Annotated in this window: 1 protein-coding gene; it reads left to right on the top strand. The window is 73.6% G+C overall.

Features of this window, described 5'->3' with window-relative positions; genetic code table 11:
- Window positions 1–1,036: ABC transporter substrate-binding protein (locus GTR00_RS21560; RefSeq protein ID WP_166613541.1), on the top strand; the 1,036-nt coding region annotated here is incomplete at its 5' end.
- Between the last annotated feature and the right edge of the window lie 2 nt (window positions 1,037–1,038).

The following is a 1,038-nucleotide window of genomic DNA, read 5'->3' as shown; positions in this document are numbered from 1 at the left end:
CGGCTGCTCCGGCGCCCCCGGCGACGGTGACGGCGCGCCGCCCCCGGCGAGCCGCGGCTCGGCCGTCTCCGCCGAGCGCTGCGCGCAGAACGAGGCCGCCGGCACGGTGACCTACGTCACCGGCTACCAGTTCCAGGCCTCGGCGAGCATCCTCGACCCCGTCGCCGCGGAGGCGCTGGGCTACTTCGACGCGCTGTGCCTGGACGTGCGGATCCAGCCCGGCACCGGGGAGACCGCCCAGAACGCCCAGCTCGTCGCCGCCGGCACCGCGCAGGTCTCCTCCATCGCCGGGGCCTCCGACGTGCTCGTCAACGTCGACAACGGCGTGGACGTCACCGCCGTGGCGCTGTTCGGGCACGTGCCCGTGGCCACCTTGATGACCCGCCCGGACGTGACGGACCTCAAGCAGCTGGAGGGCACCGTGCTGGGGCAGAAGGGCGCGCTGCCGGTGACGATCGAGGCGATGCTGCGCACCGCCGGCGTCGACGTCGCCGAGGTCGAGCAGGTCGTCGTCGGGTACGACCCCAGCGTGCTGGTGCGCGGGCAGGTGCGCTCGCTGACCGGGTACAAGTCCAACGAGCCGCTGACGCTGCGGGCGCTGGGCGAGGAGGTCACCGAGTGGAACCCGGAGGACTACGGGGTGCCCGGCTCCATGGCCACCACGATCGTCACTCCCGCCTTCCTGGCCGAGCACCCCACCGCGGTGCAGGACTTCCTGCGCGCCCAGCTGCACGCCTACGCGTACTGCGAGCAGCACGTCGAGGAGTGCGTCGGCTACGCCGCGGAGAGCTCGCAGGCCGGCTACGACGTCGAGCACAACCAGCAGGTGTGGCGCACGGAGACGCAGCTGGTGGACGGCTCGCAGCCGGCCGGGCAGCCGCTGGGCGCGATCGACGTGGCGAGCGTGCGCGCCGAGGCGGAGTTCCTGGTGCGCATGGGCCAGATCGACGCGGTGCCCGACGTGGACGCCCTGGTGGACGAGGACGTCGTGGCCGGCCTGTACTCGGGCACCGAGCTGGTCTGGCCCGCCCCCTGACG

This window comes from Kineococcus indalonis (assembly GCF_009906395.1).
GTDB lineage: Bacteria > Actinomycetota > Actinomycetes > Actinomycetales > Kineococcaceae > Kineococcus > Kineococcus indalonis.
The sequence above is the reverse complement of the archived record's forward strand: the minus strand, read 5'-3'. Positions and strand labels throughout refer to the sequence as shown.